Origin of the sequence: Butyrivibrio sp. YAB3001, assembly GCF_900112195.1 — a bacterium.
GTDB lineage: Bacteria > Bacillota > Clostridia > Lachnospirales > Lachnospiraceae > Butyrivibrio.
Genome location: NZ_FOKR01000006.1, coordinates 194,848 through 212,588 on the forward strand (window position 1 = coordinate 194,848; position 17,741 = coordinate 212,588).

Annotated in this window: 16 protein-coding genes; all 16 read right to left on the minus strand. The window is 41.5% G+C overall.

Annotation, left to right across the window (positions count from 1 at the left end; all coding sequences use genetic code 11):
* Positions 1 to 29 precede the first annotated feature (29 nt).
* The gene (locus BM086_RS08820; protein WP_092325653.1) at positions 30 to 1,463 is read right to left on the minus strand and encodes an Mbeg1-like protein; all 1,434 of its coding nucleotides are present in this window, start codon (positions 1,461 to 1,463) and stop codon (positions 30 to 32) included.
* Between the two features lie 16 nt (positions 1,464 to 1,479).
* Entirely contained in the window at positions 1,480 to 2,133 is a 654-nt protein-coding gene (locus BM086_RS08825; protein WP_092325654.1) for a hypothetical protein, read from the minus strand.
* A 29-nt stretch (positions 2,134 to 2,162) separates the two neighbouring features.
* On the minus strand, positions 2,163 to 4,103 hold the full coding sequence (locus tag BM086_RS08830; RefSeq protein WP_092325655.1) for an EAL domain-containing protein: 1,941 nt from the start codon (positions 4,101 to 4,103) through the stop codon (positions 2,163 to 2,165).
* A gap of 158 nt (positions 4,104 to 4,261) precedes the next feature.
* Positions 4,262 to 4,684, minus strand: a complete 423-nt coding sequence (gene atpC, locus BM086_RS08835) for an ATP synthase F1 subunit epsilon (protein WP_092325656.1) — start codon at positions 4,682 to 4,684, stop codon at positions 4,262 to 4,264.
* A gap of 28 nt (positions 4,685 to 4,712) precedes the next feature.
* Complete coding sequence (atpD, locus tag BM086_RS08840) at positions 4,713 to 6,104, minus strand: F0F1 ATP synthase subunit beta (RefSeq protein ID WP_092325657.1); 1,392 nt, start codon at positions 6,102 to 6,104, stop codon at positions 4,713 to 4,715.
* A 28-nt stretch (positions 6,105 to 6,132) separates the two neighbouring features.
* A complete protein-coding gene (gene atpG, locus BM086_RS08845) occupies positions 6,133 to 6,993 on the minus strand; it encodes an ATP synthase F1 subunit gamma (protein WP_092325658.1) in 861 nt (286 codons plus the stop codon).
* Positions 6,994 to 7,005: 12 nt separating this feature from the next.
* Positions 7,006 to 8,526 carry a F0F1 ATP synthase subunit alpha gene (gene atpA / locus BM086_RS08850; RefSeq protein WP_092325659.1) on the minus strand — a complete coding sequence of 507 codons (1,521 nt, stop codon included), beginning with the start codon at positions 8,524 to 8,526 and terminating at the stop codon, positions 7,006 to 7,008.
* A 24-nt stretch (positions 8,527 to 8,550) separates the two neighbouring features.
* Positions 8,551 to 9,090, minus strand: coding sequence for an ATP synthase F1 subunit delta (gene atpH, locus BM086_RS08855; protein WP_092325660.1), 540 nt, complete (start codon positions 9,088 to 9,090; stop codon positions 8,551 to 8,553).
* A 28-nt stretch (positions 9,091 to 9,118) separates the two neighbouring features.
* Complete coding sequence (gene atpF, locus BM086_RS08860) at positions 9,119 to 9,655, minus strand: F0F1 ATP synthase subunit B (protein WP_242952156.1); 537 nt, start codon at positions 9,653 to 9,655, stop codon at positions 9,119 to 9,121.
* A 28-nt stretch (positions 9,656 to 9,683) separates the two neighbouring features.
* Complete coding sequence (atpE, locus tag BM086_RS08865) at positions 9,684 to 9,965, minus strand: ATP synthase F0 subunit C (RefSeq protein ID WP_092325661.1); 282 nt, start codon at positions 9,963 to 9,965, stop codon at positions 9,684 to 9,686.
* Positions 9,966 to 10,084: 119 nt separating this feature from the next.
* Positions 10,085 to 10,852 carry a F0F1 ATP synthase subunit A gene (locus BM086_RS08870; protein ID WP_092325662.1) on the minus strand — a complete coding sequence of 256 codons (768 nt, stop codon included), beginning with the start codon at positions 10,850 to 10,852 and terminating at the stop codon, positions 10,085 to 10,087.
* A gap of 10 nt (positions 10,853 to 10,862) precedes the next feature.
* A complete protein-coding gene (locus BM086_RS08875) occupies positions 10,863 to 11,294 on the minus strand; it encodes an ATP synthase subunit I (protein WP_092325663.1) in 432 nt (143 codons plus the stop codon).
* A 62-nt stretch (positions 11,295 to 11,356) separates the two neighbouring features.
* A complete protein-coding gene (locus BM086_RS08880; protein ID WP_092325699.1) occupies positions 11,357 to 11,635 on the minus strand; it encodes an AtpZ/AtpI family protein in 279 nt (92 codons plus the stop codon).
* A 418-nt stretch (positions 11,636 to 12,053) separates the two neighbouring features.
* Positions 12,054 to 13,895, minus strand: a complete 1,842-nt coding sequence (gene aspS, locus BM086_RS08885) for an aspartate--tRNA ligase (RefSeq protein ID WP_092325664.1) — start codon at positions 13,893 to 13,895, stop codon at positions 12,054 to 12,056.
* A gap of 146 nt (positions 13,896 to 14,041) precedes the next feature.
* Positions 14,042 to 14,713, minus strand: a complete 672-nt coding sequence (locus tag BM086_RS21365) for a hypothetical protein (RefSeq protein WP_092325665.1) — start codon at positions 14,711 to 14,713, stop codon at positions 14,042 to 14,044.
* Positions 14,714 to 14,963: 250 nt separating this feature from the next.
* Positions 14,964 to 17,462 (minus strand): glycoside hydrolase family 3 protein, encoded by a 2,499-nt coding sequence (locus BM086_RS08895; protein WP_092325666.1) that lies wholly within the window; start codon positions 17,460 to 17,462, stop codon positions 14,964 to 14,966.
* Positions 17,463 to 17,741: the final 279 nt, after the last annotated feature.

Sequence of the window (17,741 nt, forward strand, 5' to 3'; positions counted from 1 at the left end):
TCAATATGCAGCATATTTCTTCTTAGAAACTAATTCACCTTCATCCTGAAAATAAGGTATATCACAATCAGAACTGCAACAACAATAAGTGCCAGCAAAATCTTTTTTCTACGGGAAATATAGAAAGTTTTATTGATAAAGAACGAATCATCCTCATCATCAGCGCATAGATCAGTGCCGTTGTATCGAAGCGGATTTATGCGGCGCATCTTTTTGGATATCAAAACCAGAAGCCCAAAAAGATCCATGTGCTTACTCAAAAATGAAGTGATATTCTCCGGTGTGTTTTTCTTTTTTAAAATCCAGAGCATTAGTTTGGGATGACTTCCTATAAGACTAAGGAGCAGCTCATGATTCGTGACAAAATCACCTATTCCAAGCATGCCTGTGCTGAATCCGTTCTGATTCAGGATTTCCCTGACAGATTCAACCATTACAGGCTTTTCATACTTGTACTTAAGTATGTATGCAATGAGTTTTGCTGCGCTGTCTATATATTTTTCATCGGCAAAGGTATCCACCAGTTTGTCTGTATCGCCGCTTTTAGCATTAACTATGACACTTCCCAGGAGATTAGCCACATTTTCTCTGGTTTCCATCCTGCACGACCTGATAAAGCTGTTCAGCATCTTATCAAGGTCCATCATCTTTTTATCCTGCCCCTTAGCTTTCCACAAGGACATGCTTCCGCAGGAGTCAAAAAACAGAACCGCATTTGCGCAGTGATTCTCTGCAAATCCAAGTCTCCCAAAGTTTGTACCAAGATAGAACTGTTTTTGTCCCACATCATTAAGCAGGATATTTACAAAATCACTCTCTGCAATGATATTAAAAATCTTTCCCTGATTATTTCTTATCTCATCAGCATATTTTCTGATAAATTCATCTGAAAAGCCCTGTCCGTCAAAAGAAAAACAGTTATCAACCCTGTCATCCATGATTGTGATGAACTTAGACTTATTACCGCCTTTGGAATGCCCGGTGACGGTGATTATATCGCACCCGCTAAAGTCAAGTGACCCAAACCAGTTCAGGGCATTTTGCTGATATTCGGTAGGAACCACATATAACCCCGAAACATTATCAATCCATTCCGCATCAGACTGGGTTCCTTTAAAAGCAACTATCGCCTCATTGTATTCAGGATCAAAAAGAAATACACTTCTTCCGCCTCCGGCACCCTCGCTTTCATAGTGAACTTCCTTGATAATGATATTTTTAAGATGCTGATTAGGTCTTATTGACCACAAAATTTCCTTGTATTCCGCGCCGGTCACACCGGTACTGTATTCTCTGTCATTTTCAATCTGAGCAGCATTTCTAAGGACACCATTTACATAGTCTCCAATTGTTCTTGACTCCTGAATTGTAGACAAAAAAGTCCCTCTTGGTCCGCCAAGATTCTCGCAGTATAGCAAGTTATTGATCAGAACAATTTCTTCTAACGTAAGATTGCTGCTCATATGATACCCCCTGACATCAGATATAGATGCTCTCAGAATACAACCTGTCCTTTGTAAAATCAGAATCCTTATCCTTTAAAATAACCACATACACATCACCGATAACTCCTGCTTTCTTAAATGACTCCTCGATTTTTTTAACTACATTTTCATATTCGGTTCCCAAAATGCCTGAACCATCAAGAAAGATCTTTATGTCATTTCCTGCAGAGATTTTCCCTTTTAATACCTTGTCAGCATTTAATTCTCCGCTATACTCTTTTCCCAGATATTCCCAAAAACTCACATCTATCTTAACCACAGGGATTGATGGGCCAAGAATACTTCTTATCTTATCCGTGACCTCTTCTCTTATTATCTCGCCATAGAAATCATCACGAATTTCTATTTGACCATCCTTTTCTACTGCCATGGCAATAAATGCTGATTCGCGCACAATCTCAAGAGCCTTGTAGTACCACTCGTCATAATCTCTGGCAGTGCCGGATTTAGGCTCACATCCCGTAATCTCAAAATTGTACTCAGGATATTTTTCCTTTAAATACGCTAAAGTAGCCCTCATCTCCATAAGAAGCTTTTCATCCGCTTCATTAAGTTCTCCGCTTTCGATTCCCTCTGCGTCAAAAGAAATCCCCGACAATATTTTCTTTTCCTCACTTGTAAGTTCCATAATAGCCTCCCCGAATTTGCTCAGATTATTTATTCATCATTCCTGACTTCACAATATGCCAGAAGTTCTCTTTTGGTTATTGGCCTTGAAAAGAAATACCCTTGAAGATAATCAACTCCGAGCGCTTTAAGCTTCTCGACATGTTCTTTCGTCTCTACGCCTTCTACAAGAATTTTTCTCTTCATCTGCTTGATCATATGGACACAGTTTTCCAATATAATCTGTCCAAGTTCGCTCTTTTCAGCATCCCACAGGATACTCTTATCTATTTTTACTATATCAAAGTCAAGTTCAAAGAGAGAATGCATATTTGAATAGCCGGTTCCATAATCATCCATAGAGAAAAGAAATCCGTTTTCTTTAAGTTCTTTTACCACATTGCTAAGAAGCTCATAATCACTTGCAGAAACAGACTCTGTTATCTCAAAATTTATCCATGACTTATCTATACCAAAGCTGTTTACAATATCCAAAATATGCTTAACAAAATCCTTCTGCATGCACTGAAGCACAGAGAGATTTACATTTACGCAGTCCATTCCAAGCCTTTTTGCTTCGCCGCTCTGTATGAATCTGCATACTTCTTTTAACACAAAATCATCTATATCATTTATATATCCTGTCTGCTCAGCTATCGGAATGAACTCATCGGGATAAAGGTCTCCAAGGACCGCATCATGGAGCCTTATAAGTGCCTCTGCCCCATGGAGTTTCAGCCCATCAACACAGTGAGTTGGCTGATAATATACTTCATAGTTATTGTGACTTAGTCCCTCCGAAACCGCTGATTCAACAGCTCCACGCCTTATAAGGAACTTTAGATCATCACCGGAGATTATCCTGTTCTCCATCTCTTTTGGCATAGGAGAATCCACCATGTAAAAGAGATTTCCAAGGGTATGTACATTCTTGGGCACCTCTGCCGTAAGTATCACAGAAGAGAGCTTGATCGGCACCCCACGGATTTTCCAGGAATCCTCAAAACGGTCATGAATCCTCCTTGCAATTCCCATGGTTTCTATTTCAGTTACTTTTTTATTATCATCCTCCAAAAGAAGGAGCATTGTATCAGTAGCTGCATGGTAAATGCGGTATCTTGGAACAATTGTCTTTAAATAATCGCTTATTACCCTGACTATCTCATCTGTATTTGATAACTTGGTAATTCTTCCCATGATATCCATGTTCAGGATTTTGAGGCAGACTACATGGAAAATCTTTCTCTTTATGAGCAGGTGATTGGCATCCATCATAAGAGCATTTCTGTTGTAGACGCCAATAGCTGAATCCAGCCTGTCATCTTCATTTTCCACCGAAAGCATCACGCCGACAAGCGCCAGCGCTTCTCCAAACAGTTCAGTCTTTATATCTATGATTATCAGCTGGATTATTACTCCTATAAGTGTGATTATAAAGAAATATACCAGTGACCAGCGTCTTCTCCTTGTCAGCGCATTCCATGAAAGCATCAGATTGCAAAATGCCACAACAAAATATGTCAGCGCAATGATATAAAGCACCAGTTCAGCCCAATTCCTGTAAAACATCAGATTTTTGTCAAAATAATAAACAAAATGCGTGATTGGATTTGTCACCACCAATACCACAGACAGAACAAATGGCGCAAGACACATCTTCTTTAAGAACACTGTTTTCTCACAAAAAGCCCCATTCACTGTCATAACATAATAAAAAAGTCCCGGAGCCAGCGCCGTATGAACCAGGAAGTACAAGAATTGTGACACAAACATCAGGTATTTTAATTGGGGGAAATATCTAGTGTACGACTCAAATATCTCATAGCAAAGACATGTCGCCGAATTGATAAGGACAACATAATTCATGAAAAGAAAAATATGATTTTGGGCCAGATCGGTCCGTTTCTGAAGTTTCGTATAAACAATAGAAGTCAAGGAAACAATCATAGCCGAACAAAAGAATGCTACATGAAAAAGATTACCGTATGCCATCTCATTACCCTCACTTGAATGAAACACAATGGTTCAGCTATCATTATAACATTTCCTTATATTCGTTAAAATAGTAAACAAAATAAAACGAAGGATTGTTTTCCTGTTACAATTAACAGACGACAATCCTTCGTCATATTGTTTTTATAGTCTCATCTTTACTGAAGATGATGATCCTGTCCGGAGGAACCGAGTCTTACAAGTGCTCTGTAGAGCTTTGCCTCGGCGCGGATTCTTGCTTCCTTGTCAAGCATGTTATCCTTTAACCTCTCTTCTGCTCTTGCTTTAGCAGCTTTAGCACGCTCTACGTCGATATCTTCGCTCCATTCCCATGTTGTAGGAAGAACTCTGACCTCTCCGTTCATAACCGAGAGCATTCCACCGATACAGGCTGCTTTTCTTTCCTGGCCGTCGCCCATGGTCACCTTGGCAGTGCCCATTCCGATAGCTGTACAATAATTGGTATGACGAGCAAGTATCTCTACATCACCATCTATTGTTCTTAGCAATATCTTTTGGACATCTCCCTCATATTCGAGACCATCTAGGGACACAACCTGTAAATGATATGTTGAAGCCATATTGTGTGTGCTCCTTTACCCTAAATCACTACTTCTTTGCCTTCTCAAAAACTTCATCAATAGTTCCAACAAGAAGGAATGCACTCTCCGGAAGGTCGTCGCATTCGCCATCAAGAATCATCTTGAATCCGCGAATAGTTTCCTTAAGAGGAACGTATTTTCCAGGAAGACCTGTGAACTGCTCAGCAACTGAGAAGCTCTGAGACAGGAAGTTCTGGACCTTACGTGCTCTGTAAACAGTAAGCTTATCCTCTTCTGATAGTTCATCCATACCCATGATGGCAATGATATCCTGAAGTTCACGATATCTCTGAAGCACCTGCTGAACACCCTTTGCTACTTCATAGTGCTCTTTTCCTACGATATCAGGTGAAAGGATACGGCTTGTAGAATCAAGAGGATCAACAGCCGGATAAATACCCTTTGAAGCGATATCTCTGGAAAGAACGGTGGTAGCATCCAAGTGTGTGAATGTTGTAGCAGGAGCAGGGTCAGTAAGGTCATCAGCAGGAACGTAAACGGCCTGAACTGATGTGATAGACCCCTTCTTCGTTGATGTAATACGCTCCTGAAGAGCACCCATTTCTGTAGCCAGTGTAGGCTGATAACCTACGGCTGAAGGCATACGTCCAAGAAGCGCTGAAACTTCTGAACCAGCCTGTGTGAAACGGAAGATATTATCAATGAAAAGAAGCACGTCCTGATTCTTTACATCACGGAAATATTCAGCCATTGTAAGACCTGAAAGACCAACTCTCATTCTGGCTCCCGGTGGCTCGTTCATCTGTCCGTAAACCAGTGCAGTCTTATCAATAACTCCACTTTCCTTCATTTCTCCGTAAAGGTCATTTCCTTCACGAGTACGCTCACCAACACCGGTGAATACAGAAATACCACCGTGCGCCTTGGCAACGTTGTTAATAAGCTCCATGATAAGTACGGTCTTACCTACGCCGGCACCACCGAACAAACCAATCTTACCACCCTTAGCATAAGGGCAGATAAGGTCAACGACCTTAATTCCAGTTTCAAAGATTTCTGTCGCAGGAACCTGATCCTCGTAAGCAGGAGCTGGACGATGGATAGCCCATCTCTCAGCAGACTTAGGAGCAGGACCATTATCAACAGGTTCACCTAACAGATTAAAGATTCTACCCAGACACTCTTCACCAACCGGAACAGTTATCGGGCTTCCGGTATCTACAGCATCAACGCCACGAACGAGACCATCTGTAGAACTCATGGCAACACATCTGACAACATCATCACCGACCTGCTGTGCAACCTCGGCAACCAGCTTGTTGTCACCAATCATAATCTCTATAGCATTGTGAAGATCCGGAAGTTCACCCTCTTTAAAGCGGATGTCAAGTACAGGGCCTGTAACCTGTATTACCTTTCCTACATGATTTTCACTCATTGTTAAACTCCTTTTGTTTATTACGTTATTAGCTTTCAGCACCCGCCACAATCTCTGTAATTTCCTGCGTGATGCTTGCCTGACGCGCTCTGTTATAATACAGACTCAAAGTCTCGATCATTTCTTCTGCGTTGTCAGTTGCTGCTTCCATAGCTGTTCTACGAGCTGCAAGCTCACTAGCATAAGAAATGTTGATACTTGTATAAAGAATTCCCGCCAGGTATTCCGGAACAATCGCATCGAACACTGTCTCACTGTTTGGCTCATACAGAATAAGATCCTTTGGCTTACCATCACTTTTCTTTTCCTCAGAAGATAAATCTGAGAGCGGAAGAAGCGATGTAGCTGTCGGAACCTGGGACAGCATGGACACGAAATTTGTATAGCACAGGAAAACATGTCCAAATCCGCCACCACCATATGATCCGCAGATCAGCTTGGCAATCTGATAACAATCTGAGATAGTTATTTTGGCAACCTCGGCAAATTCTTCAGTAAAAATCGGAACATTTCTGTGTTTAAAGAATTCCACAGATTTTTTACCAATAGGAAGAACTGTCACATCATCCTTACCCTGAAGTTCCGCCTCAACAAACTTAAAGAGGTTTGAGTTATAACCGCCTGCAAGACCTCTGTCTCCGGCGATAACAACATACAGCCATTTATCATTTTCTCCAGCCTTCGTATACGATGACTGGAAATCTGTATTTCCATTGGCAATCTCTGTAAGTGTATTAAGGATAGTCTCAAGATAAGGCTTGGACTGATCAGCTCTTTCTTTTGCCTTACGAAGCTTTGAAGCTGCAACCAGCTGCATCGCCTTCGTAATCTGCATTGTGCTCTGGACGCTCTTGATTCGGAGTTTAACAGCTTTCATTGATCCAGCCATTATTTACCCTCCTTATTTGCTCTTGAGAAACTTATCAGTATATGCGTTCAAAGCTTCTTTTAACTTATTCTCAGTTTCTGCTTCAAGCTTACCTGTCTCACGAATTTCAGTCATAGCTGCAATTCCGGAAGGGTTATGATCAAGGAATTCATAAAGACCAGCCTCGTATTCAGCTACGTCTGTTGCCTCGATCTTCATCAGGATATTATTGACAACGGCATAAAGAATAGCAACCTGCTTTTCAACAGGAACAGGCTGATTCTTGTCCTGCTTAAGAACTTCAACGATACGTTCGCCCTGTGCAAGACGTGCCTTTGTATCTTCATCAAGGTCTGAACCAAACTGTGCGAAACTCTGCAGTTCACGATACTGTGAATAAACAAGCTTCAATGTTCCGGCAACCTTCTTCATCGCCTTGATCTGCGCATTACCACCAACTCGGGATACTGAGATACCAGGGTTAACCGCCGGCATGATTCCTGAGTGGAAAAGCTCTGTCTCAAGGAATATCTGTCCATCAGTGATAGAAATAACGTTTGTAGGAATGTAAGCTGATACATCACCTGCCTGTGTCTCGATAATAGGAAGGGCTGTAAGTGATCCGCCGCCATTCTCATCTGATAATTTAGCTGCTCTTTCAAGAAGTCTTGAATGCAGATAGAATACGTCTCCAGGATATGCCTCACGTCCCGGTGGTCTTCTGATAAGAAGGGACAGTGCACGGTATGCTACAGCGTGCTTTGACAAGTCGTCGTAGATACAAAGTACATGTTTTCCCTTATTCATGAAGTACTCACCCATAGCACAGCCTGTGTATGGAGAAATATACTGAAGTGGGCTAGGTTCTGAAGCTGTAGCAGCTACTACGATTGTGTAGTCCATAGCTCCACCCTTTTTAAGGTCTTCAACAAGAGCTGTTACTGTTGAACGTTTCTGTCCAATAGCAACATAGATACAGATAACATCTTTACCCTTCTGGTTAAGGATAGTATCAATGGCAATTGTTGTTTTACCAGTCTGTCTGTCGCCGATAATAAGCTCACGCTGTCCTCTTCCGATAGGGATCATGGAGTCAATCGCCTTGATACCTGTCTGAAGTGGCTCCTTAACCGGCTGTCTGGCAATAATACCAGGCGCAGGAGACTCAACTGGTCTATATTCTGATGATTCTATCGGGCCCTGACCATCGATTGGCTGTCCGATAGCATTTACAACACGTCCGATCATTTTTTCACCTACAGGAACAGAAACAACTCTTCCTGTACGTTTTACGGTCTGTCCTTCGCTGATACCTACATCTTCGCCGAACAATACCGCGGATACTACTGTTTCCTCGAGGTTCTGAGCCATTCCGAATGTACCATTCTCAAATTCCAAAAGCTCACCCGACATACAATTTAACAGTCCGCTTACTCTGGCAATACCATCACCAACAGTTAAAACTGTACCGGTCTCGTTCTGGATAATTGCATTCTGATAATTCTTTATCTGGCTTCGAATGACCTCGGATATTTTTTCTGGTTTTAGTTCCATATCATCCTCCGACGTTAAATTATTTTATAATACTACCTCGTCGACTCGTCTGCGAAGCTCGGATAACCTGCCCTTGACTGTTCCATCAAAGAGCTGTCCCTCAAGATCTACTCTTACGCCTCCAAGGACATTTGCGTCCACTTTCTGCTCTAAAAGTATCTTTTTACCGCTGATTTTTTCAAGTTTCTCACTAAGTCCGGCCAACTGGGAATCGCTTAGCTTAACCGCTGTGGTTACTAGTGCATCCGCAATTCCATGCGCATCGTTGTAACTCTTTCTAAAGCGCTTGTAACAAGCTGAAAACTCTCGAAGGAGCCCTTTCTCTATCAGAATCTTGATAAAATTCATAAGGTATGGCTGCAAGCTTCCGTCAAAAGCCTTGTCCACAAGCTGCAGTCTCTCATTCTTTGGGACTGAGGGTTCCGAAAGAAGTGTTACATAATCGGGATTATCCTTGAAGATTCCCTTCACAACTTCCATTTCGCCCAGTATTTCATCCGTTAGGTTCTCTTCCGCTGCCAGATCATATAGGCTCTGCCCATAAAGATCTCCAGCTTTACTCATGATTACCTATACCTCTTTTCTTCTAACTTCATGCTCCGACTTTACTGATAAAGTCATCAATAAGCTTTTTATGATCGGCTTCGTTGATTTCCTTCTCAACTACCTTTCCTGCAATATCCATTGCGAGAGAACCGATCTCATCTTTAGCCTCATTAACAGCCTTCTTCTTCTCCTGTTCAATATCAGCAGCAGCTCTTGCTTTGATACCAGCTGCCTCTTCCTGTGCCTCGCGCACCAATGTATCTGCCTTAACCTGAGCAGCTTTCTGTGCATCAGACACAATCTGCGCAGCTTCTGCATGAGCATTTGTCAGACTGCTTTCATACTGTTCTTTGAGAGAGTCGGCTTCATTCTGGGCTTCTCTTGCCTCACGGATCGTCTTATCAGCCAGTTTGCTTCTCTTTTCAAGGATTTCATTTATTGGCTTGAAAAGAAATTTCTTTATCAGGAAAACCTGAATGAACAGGTTGATGATCTGAATGATAAACGTCCAGGGCACTAGTGTTACCAGTTCCTGCGTATCTTTAGCCTCCGCAGTTAACAACATTAGAGCCTGTATATCCATAATGGTCTCTCCTTTTTAATAAAAACAATTAATTGAGGTATCCCATAAACATACCAGGTGCTACGAAGATAAGAAGAAGACCTGTAACGAAACCATAAATACCTGTTGTCTCAGCAACGGCACAACCAAGAAGCATAGTACCTGTTACATCACCCTTACACTCAGGCTGACGTCCGATGGCCTCAAGAGCCTTGGAAACAGCAGTTCCTTCACCAATACCAGGACCGATACCTGCGATAAGTGCACATCCTGCTCCTATACCACATCCTGCAAGTGCAATACCTTTTGCTAGTACCTGAAAATCACCCATAATTCTTTGCCTCCTAATGAGATTTTTTTGTGTTAATCCTTCAATATATCAAAATACACATACACGCATGTACTTTGGATACTATGAATTCCTTTATTACTCATATTCAATTTTTAGTCTTATTCCTCAGCTGCGTTAGCGATATACATAACAGTCAGCATACAGAAAATGAATGCCTGCATACAGCCAGAGAACCAGTCAAAATACACACCGGTCACAGCAGGGATACCAATTCCCAGGATTGGAATGTTGGAAAGGAAATTTCCAACCGCTCCGGGAATAAGTCCGAAAATTGCTGCTGATGCAAGACCTAATGCCCAGTAAATAAGTCCGTCGATAACTACACCGGAAAGAATATTTCCGAAGTGACGGCAAGCCATACTTACAGGTGTTGCCAACTCTGACAGAATATTGAATGGTGTCATAACAGCTATAGGCGTTGTGAATCCCTTCAAATATCCGCCAAATCCATTGGTCTTAATCTTGGTGGCAGTGATCATTATGAAAACAACTACTGCCCAGGCCGCTTCTGTTGATAGGTCTGCTGTTGGACTTCGCAGTCCTATAAGGCTTATAAGGTTTGATACCACACTCGTTGCAAAGAGCGCTGAAACAAATGGAATCAGCTTATCAAACTTATTACCTCCTGTGTTGTTACGAACAAAATTGTTGCCCGTTTCAACCAGCATTTCCGCAAAAGCCTGTCTTTTCGAAATGTTCTCGATCTTAAGATCTCTTGTCAGGAATATACACAGACCTGTGATTATCGCCATGACGATCCAGCTTACAATAAGCGTCTCTGTCAGTTTGAAATCACCCAAAATCGGTATGCCCGTATGAATGGTCGTGTATATCTGCGCATAATCGACTTCGAAGCTACTATTCATGCTTTCGCCTTCAACCTCCTTTCCCCGCAGACAATATTCCGCGTAGTTTAATGGTAAAGCTCGGTAAAAACAGCGGAACAATGCCCGCCACCAGATTAAAAACTGGAACTACTATAGCCAGTATCCCCCATACAAACTGAAGCATGGTACGATACCTGTAGCTCACACCCATTGTCTTCCTGGCTCTCTCCTCATCTTCAATTGAAGCTACCTTTTGAACGGTAAGAGCCATCCAGAAGAAATTGCCCACAGCAACCAGAAAACCACCTATTCCACCTAGAATAACTTTATAATCAAATGGAACTCCGAGATTAAATGGTGCATCCTCCGGAATCACCATGTGCAATACAAAAAACACTAAAAACATTACAAGCACGCCAATACCTGTGCCAACTGCGATATTTATTGTCTCTTTTTTTACTGCATCCTGTAACTTAGCCATAGAAACATTCTCCCAACAATACGCCAAAATTCCCCAAGGTCTACACTAATCAGGCATTACATCTAAAAATGTCTGTTAAAATAAACCTCATGGGAATCTTTTTCTTTTTTCTTTTTCTCTTCCTTGTGAATAACTGACAGATAAACCTTATAAGCGGTCATCATAGAACTTCCGAGCCCCAGTATAAATCCCGGTATATACACCCATGCACCAACAGAAAGTCTGCTGCACAGAAGGTAACAGCCAAAAAGGCATAGAAGCAGCGGCATGAGAAGTGACAAACCCAGCTGTCCAACCATTGCAAACTGACCAATTATCTGAGACATTCTCTTTATCTGCATCTGGTTTTTATACGCTCCTTCCTTGTCACAATGATAAAAAACCTTTGAACACAGCATGATTACTGCGCGCCGCTTTCTGTCTACTTTGTTATTTGTCGAACTTTACACAAATAATCACTCATAAGCGCAAATTAACATTACAAAGCAGTATAACAACTTAATAATACACTTTTTACTCACTTTCTACAACTAATGTTAGACTATTTTATATTATTTCGTTATTTATGTAACAAAAGAAAGAAGCCGCATGATTACTGGAATCATACAGCTTCTTACTTATATTTTTATAAAAGTTTTATCAAAATTTCGCTCATCTATGGCCGTATATAGCCGAACAAACAAGCATCTTATAATTGACGAATTTTATATTGAATAATGCACTCACTACTGAATCATTTTTGTCTGAACAGTATCGTTTTTATTCTTCTGTCTTGGCAGTCACAGCGATGTGCAATTCCTCAAGCTGCTTGTCTGTAACGTAGCCAGGTGCGCCCATCATAACGTCTGCTGCATTCTTGTTCATAGGGAACGGAATGATCTCACGGATTGATTCCTCACCTGCAAGAAGCATAACCATACGGTCTACACCGGGAGCAATACCTGCGTGTGGCGGAGCACCGTAGCAGAACGCATTATACATAGCAGGGAACTTAGCCTTAACATCCTCTTCACCAAGACGAACCATCTCAAATGCCTTGATCATGATCTCAGGATCATGGTTACGAACAGCGCCTGATGAAAGCTCGATACCATTTACTACAAGGTCGTACTGGTCAGCAGTAATTGAAAGAGGGTCAATCTCTCCTCTCTCTGCCTTAAGAAGTGTCTCAAGACCACCTGATGGCATTGAAAATGGGTTATGACAGAACTCAAGCTCGCCTGACTCTTCACCAATCTCATACATAGGGAAGTCTACAATCCAGCAGAACTCATATTTCTCTTTATCCATATGTCCCGGAACAGCTGCGCCAAATGTCTTAACAATAACGCCTGCTGTTTTCTGCGCTGCAGAAAGCTTACCGCTTGAAAGAACAACAAGGTCTCCGCTCTTAAGTGAAAGTGCTGAAACAACTGCATCCTTGATAGGAGCTACAAACTTGGAGATGCCTCCAACAAGTTCTCCATTCTCATCCATTCTAAACCAGTAAGGCTTATTGCCTGCCTGAACTTCAACATCAGCAATTGTCTTGTCGATGAACTTACGGCTCTCCTTAAAGTCTGAAACAACAACAGCCTTGATTCTAACGCCTGTTGCATCTCCTTCCTTAAGTGCCCCTTCGCTGTTATCAGCCATTTCTTTTGATACAGTTGAAGCAAATGGTCCAAAGCCGCAATCCTTAAGAGTATCTGTAACATCCTGTACTGTAAGGTCAATTCTAAGATCCGGCTTATCAGAACCGTATTTCTCCATTGCCTCAAGGTAAGGAATTCTTGTAAATGGAGCCTTTGATGCACGATTATATGTGCCAAACTTCTCAAATACAGGTGGAAGCACATCTTCACAAACTGAGAATACATCCTCCTGTGTTGCAAAAGCCATCTCCATGTCAAGCTGATAGAATTCTCCCGGGCTTCTGTCTCCTCTTGCATCCTCATCTCTGAAACAAGGTGCAATCTGGAAATAACGGTCAAATCCTGCTGTCATAAGAAGCTGCTTAAACTGCTGTGGTGCCTGAGGAAGAGCATAGAACTTGCCCGGATGTTTTCTTGCAGGTACAAGATAGTCTCTTGCTCCTTCAGGTGATGATGCTGTAAGGATAGGAGTTGTGATCTCCATGAATCCATGCTCAGTCATAGCCTGACGAAGTGCAGAAATAACATTGCATCTAAGGATAATATTCTTTTTAACCTCAGGATTTCTAAGATCAAGATAACGATATTTAAGACGGGCTGTCTCATCAGCTTCTCTTGAATGATTAATTTCAAAAGGAAGCTCATTGTAACGGCATCTGCCAAGAACTGTTATTGACTCAGGAACAACCTCAATATCACCGGTTGCCTGTTTAGGGTTCTTGGAACTTCTCTCCCTTACAACGCCCTTTACTGAAATAGTAGATTCCTTATTGATGGCCTTTGCATTCTTAACCATCTCTTCAGTTTCAAGAACAATCTGTGTTGTGCCATAGAAGTCACGAAGAACAACAAATCCAAGTCCGCTTCCGACTTCACGCATATTTTCAAGCCAGCCTACAAGTGTAACGCTCTCACCGGCATTCTCAATGCGCAGCTCACCACAGTTATGTGTACGTGATTGCATCATAGTAATACTCCATTCTAAATAATTCGTTGTTAAATTATTATTTATCTACTCAAAAAAATTTGCGTGGTATCGACTATTAATCTGATACCACGCAAAACATTTTAAATCATCACTTAATCAGTTGCAAGTAATAATTCAATTTCTTATTATTTAACCTTATTGCCACCCCATTCAACAACTGTATATCCAGATCTTGAAGGTGTGTCAAGGTATTGCGGATTGATCTTAACGTATTTGTCTGAAGGATACCATGCCATAAATACTCTGATCAAAGAATCCGGCTGTGGAGAAACTGTAAGTTTAGCTCCTCTCGTATAATTATCATACTGGAAACTGATCACATTGTATTCATTGCCTGTCATCATAGGAAGCCAGAACTCCTTGAACTCAGCTGCCTCAGCATCATTAAGTCCGAGCTGAGGAAGTGTTGAAGTAAGGAATGCCTCTGTATCTGCACCCTTCACACAATATCCTGAGTAGAAATCATATGAAAAGTTCGGATCGCCTTCCCAGAAAAGATAATTGTAATCCTGTCCTTCATACGTAATAGTTCCATCGGTATCGGCAACAACATTCCACGTATTCTCAGCGTTGAACTCAGGAATTATATCCACAAGATTTCCATCATAATCAAGGCTTACTGAAATTTCCGTGTCATCTTCTGTAGGGTAAAGATAAATGACCGGTTTAAGATCACGCCCGCATGCTATAGAATCAGCGCTTTCAGCTCCGCTCAGAGCCTTGACATTATTAACACAAAATACTGATGCAACCATAAGTCCGACAGTTGCGATGCTAAATAATGCACTTTTTTTCATAGTCATTTCCCCCTTACATCAAAAGAAATATTGTAAAAATGCCATCCCCATGCTGTCTGTGCATTAATTATAGTGCATTGCAGACAAATTTGCGAGAGTTTTTATCATTTTTTTAGATATTTTATGGCAAAAATTTGATATAATAGTAAACGTTTTCATTAAGTATAAATGACATAAACGTCATTTGAAACATCTCCGAATTTTTCACGTAAATCTTTCCTACAATCCCATATATACTTAGGAAACCAGATCAGTCAAGTTTAAGCAAAAGTTTTAATACTCTTTCCGCGCTTGTCTCAAGGTCTTTTCTTGAAAGAGCCTTCATCTCAATAGCGGCAAGGAGCTGCTCTGTATAGCCGCATCCCATTTTAATGTCGTTACCGGCAAGAACTTCCTTGTAATGCTCGCCATAGCCCCACCAGTCACTTACAACTACACCATCAAAGCCCCATTCATCTCGCAGAATTCCTGTTAAAAGATCTTTGGACTCCGAAGCTCTCTGGCCATTAATGATGTTGTATGAAGACATGATGCTCCATGGCTCTGCCTCTTTTACGATAATCTCAAACGCTTTCAGATATATCTCTCTTATAGCACGCTCAGAAGCTCTTGAATCACTCGCCTTTCTGTTGGACTCTTTGTTGTTAAGTGCAAAATGCTTTGGAGTAGCAACAATATTATTACTCTGAATTCCGCGCACCATAGCTGCTGCCTGTTTTCCCGCAAGGAACGGATCTTCGGAATAATACTCAAAGTTTCTTCCGCAAAGAGGACTTCTGTGGATATTTACAGCAGGTGTAAGCCATGCGGCAAAATTACATTCTTTTGCTTCTTCTCCACCGGCTTCTCCAACTGCAAAACAGATATCCTCATTCCAGGTGCAGGCAAGAAGTGTTGAGCATGGGAAAGCTGTTGTAGCAACACCAACTTCAGGCGCAATTCTGACTCCCGCAGGGCCATCACAGGTCTGAGCCGAAGGCACTCCTACTTCAGGAAGATTTCCGTATCCAAAGGTATTTGCCATCCCAACATTTGGCTGACCTCCAAGAAGGGTTGCAAGCTGTTCATCGCTTAGCTGCTCCATGAAATCCTCAAGGGTAACCTTACACTGCGCAACTTCAATGAACTGCTTGGGATCAGTATCCTTAGCAGGCTGGAATAACTGCACTCTCTCCTGTGCTCTTACCTGCGGGGTCTTTAACGACTTCCAGCTTATGGTATCTTTCCAGTCCTCTTCTCTTGGGAAAATAGATTCATAAGTATCAACCGGTTCAGTTAAAGGCAGCTCTTCGAAACTTCCGTCTGCAAGCATGCGCTTTTTTAAAGATGTAGGAACAAGTCTGTTTTCAACCTGCTCTGTAACAATATCTTTTTCCAGAGAAAAGACATAATCAAGTTCCTCGACATCTCTTACGCTGGTTCCAATGAAAAATCTGTAATCACCTTTTTCAAGCACCCATGCTGCCTTGCAGACCTTACCCGTATCATCATAGGAAGCCATATCATCAGTATAAAGAGCTATAGTAACCCTCTGACTTTCTCCCGGCTGCAAAAGTCTTGTCTTTTCATAACCTCCAAGGACTTTGAAAGGCTTTCCAAGTTTTCCCTGGGGAGCGCTGTAATAGAGCTGAACCACCTGCTTGCCCGGAATTTTGCCAATGTTGGTTACAGTCACACTTGCTACGATAGCATCGGCAATTATTTGCTCAGCACTTTTCCCTGATGACTTTGTCTTACCAGCATTTTGTCTATCACATACGCTGAATGCCTCTGCTTTAAGATTTTCCAGAGCAAACGATGTATAAGAAAGTCCAAATCCAAATGGATAATTCACCTTCTTGGCAGCTCCGGGTATTGTTTCAAAATAACGGTAACCTACATAAATATCTTCAATGTAATCTACATATTCATCATCTTCGTGGAATCCCTCTGTAGAAGGATAATCTTCAAGCTTTGCTGCAAAAGTATCCGCAAGTTTACCTGATGGATTCACCTTACCAAGAAGAATCTTGGCAGCTGCAAGTCCGCCTTCAATTCCACCCTGCCATGCCATCAATACAGAAGAAATAGCATCATCATCCTTAAACCAGGTAGTATCAACAACTCCGCCAACATTCATAACAACGATCACGTTAGCAAAGTTTTCTTTTACCTGCCTGACCATCTTCTTCTCAGCGCTTGTAAGATAAAAGTCCCCATGATCAAAGACCTTATTTCCCAAGTCTACAAGCTCAACCGCTTCACACTTTATCTCTCTTTCAACTCCGGCAACTTTCCTATCCCAGCCTTCACCGGAAAATCTACTGATCGAAATAATCGCAGTGTCAGTAAAAGCAGCCGCATCAGCAAGAATATCCTCCGGAAGCGTAGGTTCTTTTAACATGCCTGGAACAACTCCCTGCTTGTACTGTTCTGAAACGTAGTTTTCATAAAACTTAGCTGTCTCATCAAAAATAGAAATCTCTCCGGCAAACTCCTTCAGCCCCTGATAAAGATTTCTTATGTAGGGAACAGTAACGTCGCCACTTCCGCCGCCACCTTTTACATAATCAAACGTTCCCTTTCCAAAAAGCGCTATCCTGCTGCCTTTCTTGATAGGTAGAACATTTCTCTCATTCTTTAAAAGAACCATTCCTTCACACGCCGCGTCACAAGACAGGTCTATATGCTTTTTAGATGCTGTAACATAAGTCCTGTCCTCTCCAAGCGGAAGGTTTGGTGTGTATTTAATTCTTGCCCATTTTTCCATAAATGCAATCCTCTTTCTATGCGTAAAAAATGTTTTTCTTCGTAGAAAAACACAATAACTGTGTTTTTCATAAATACATGCCACATGACCATTAATTTATAATACTCTTCATCAAATAGCAAAGGAATTATCTCTATCTTTATTCACAAATTTTACTTACTCTTTTTGTACACTTTTATTACAAACTGTGTTAAAGTTAAGATGTATGCGGAATTAAATTATTCATGTATTTTGCCGCATATATATTCGTATTCATCACAATGAATAAATCTCCGAAGG

Excerpts from the sequence above, each read along its gene's own strand:
- BM086_RS08820 (WP_092325653.1), bottom strand. The coding sequence starts at position 1,463 with ATGAGCAGCAATCTTACGTTAGAAGAAATTGTTCTGATCAATAACTTG.
- BM086_RS08825 (WP_092325654.1), bottom strand. The coding sequence starts at position 2,133 with ATGGAACTTACAAGTGAGGAAAAGAAAATATTGTCGGGGATTTCTTTT.
- BM086_RS08830 (WP_092325655.1), bottom strand. The coding sequence starts at position 4,103 with ATGGCATACGGTAATCTTTTTCATGTAGCATTCTTTTGTTCGGCTATG.
- atpC (WP_092325656.1), bottom strand. The coding sequence starts at position 4,684 with ATGGCTTCAACATATCATTTACAGGTTGTGTCCCTAGATGGTCTCGAA.
- atpD (WP_092325657.1), bottom strand. The coding sequence starts at position 6,104 with ATGAGTGAAAATCATGTAGGAAAGGTAATACAGGTTACAGGCCCTGTA.
- atpG (WP_092325658.1), bottom strand. The coding sequence starts at position 6,993 with ATGGCTGGATCAATGAAAGCTGTTAAACTCCGAATCAAGAGCGTCCAG.
- atpA (WP_092325659.1), bottom strand. The coding sequence starts at position 8,526 with ATGGAACTAAAACCAGAAAAAATATCCGAGGTCATTCGAAGCCAGATA.
- atpH (WP_092325660.1), bottom strand. The coding sequence starts at position 9,090 with ATGAGTAAAGCTGGAGATCTTTATGGGCAGAGCCTATATGATCTGGCA.
- atpF (WP_242952156.1), bottom strand. The coding sequence starts at position 9,655 with ATGGATATACAGGCTCTAATGTTGTTAACTGCGGAGGCTAAAGATACG.
- atpE (WP_092325661.1), bottom strand. The coding sequence starts at position 9,965 with ATGGGTGATTTTCAGGTACTAGCAAAAGGTATTGCACTTGCAGGATGT.
- BM086_RS08870 (WP_092325662.1), bottom strand. The coding sequence starts at position 10,852 with ATGAATAGTAGCTTCGAAGTCGATTATGCGCAGATATACACGACCATT.
- BM086_RS08875 (WP_092325663.1), bottom strand. The coding sequence starts at position 11,294 with ATGGCTAAGTTACAGGATGCAGTAAAAAAAGAGACAATAAATATCGCA.
- BM086_RS08880 (WP_092325699.1), bottom strand. The coding sequence starts at position 11,635 with ATGCAGATAAAGAGAATGTCTCAGATAATTGGTCAGTTTGCAATGGTT.
- aspS (WP_092325664.1), bottom strand. The coding sequence starts at position 13,895 with ATGATGCAATCACGTACACATAACTGTGGTGAGCTGCGCATTGAGAAT.
- BM086_RS21365 (WP_092325665.1), bottom strand. The coding sequence starts at position 14,713 with ATGAAAAAAAGTGCATTATTTAGCATCGCAACTGTCGGACTTATGGTT.
- BM086_RS08895 (WP_092325666.1), bottom strand. The coding sequence starts at position 17,462 with ATGGAAAAATGGGCAAGAATTAAATACACACCAAACCTTCCGCTTGGA.